Source organism: Streptomyces sp. NPDC002130 (genome assembly GCF_040296465.1).
Taxonomy (GTDB): domain Bacteria; phylum Actinomycetota; class Actinomycetes; order Streptomycetales; family Streptomycetaceae; genus Streptomyces.
The window spans coordinates 1-1,050 of sequence record NZ_JBEOXI010001243.1; the positions used below are offsets into that span (position 1 = coordinate 1).

The 1,050-nt window shown below is 65.3% G+C and carries 1 pseudogene; it reads right to left on the reverse strand.

Annotation, left to right across the window (positions count from 1 at the left end):
• Positions 1-984 (reverse strand): annotated as a pseudogene (locus ABT116_RS49960) (3-hydroxyacyl-CoA dehydrogenase family protein); the annotation flags it as partial.
• Positions 985-1,050: the final 66 nt, after the last annotated feature.

Sequence of the window (1,050 nt, forward strand, 5' to 3'; positions counted from 1 at the left end):
GTAGTGGTCCGAGCCCAGCTCGGCGCGCAGCTCGCTCTTGCTCAGGACGACCGTCTCGTGGCCGAAGTTCTCTGCCAGGTCGCGCTGCTTGGTCTCACCGCGGATGATCTCCACCAGCGGCATCTTGTCGACGGGCGAGAAGAAGTGGATGCCGATGAAGTCTTCCTGACGCTTCACGCCGGTGGCGAGACCCGTGATGGGCAGCGTCGAGGTGTTCGAGCCCAGCAGCGCCTTGGGATCGACGATGTCCTCGATCTCCTGGAACACCTTGTGCTTGAGTTCCTGGCTCTCGAAGACGGCTTCGATGACGAAGTCGACGCCGGCGAAATCGGCCGGGTCAGCCGTCGGGGTGATCTTGGCGAGGAGTGCGTCGGACTTCTCCTGCGTGGTCTTGCCGCGCGAGAGTGCCTTGGCCTCAATGCCTTCGGAGTACGCCTTACCCTTGTTGGCGGCCTCGATGGTGACGTCCTTGAGGACGACGTCGAAGCCGGCCTTCGCGGAGACGTACGCGATGCCCGCGCCCATCATGCCTGCGCCGAGGACGCCGACCTTCTTGATGGTGGACTTCTCGATGCCTGCCGGACGTGAACCGCCGCCGTTGATCGACTGCAGGTCGAAGAAGAACGCCTGAATCATGTTCTTCGCGACGCGGCCGGTCACCAGCGAGGTGAAGTAGCGAGCCTCGATGAGCAGCGCATTGTCGATGTCGACCTGCGAGCCTTCGACGGCTGCAGCCATGATGGCGCGCGGAGCCGGCATCGGAGCACCCTTGAGCTGCTTGCGCAGGTTCGCGGGGAACGCCGGAAGGTTGGCAGCGAATGCCGGGGTGGACGGGGTTCCGCCAGGGATCTTGTAGCCCTTGACATCCCACGGCTGAACGCCGCCTTCGGGGTTGGCCTTGATCCATGCCTTCGCAGCCGGAACCAGTTCCTCCACCGAGCCGACGACCTCGTCGATGAGGCCGACTTCCTTGGCCTGAACGGGTCTCACCGGTCCCGGGGGAGCGCCGCGCAGCGTCCCCAGCGGCGCCGGAGCGCCGGGAACCGCCGC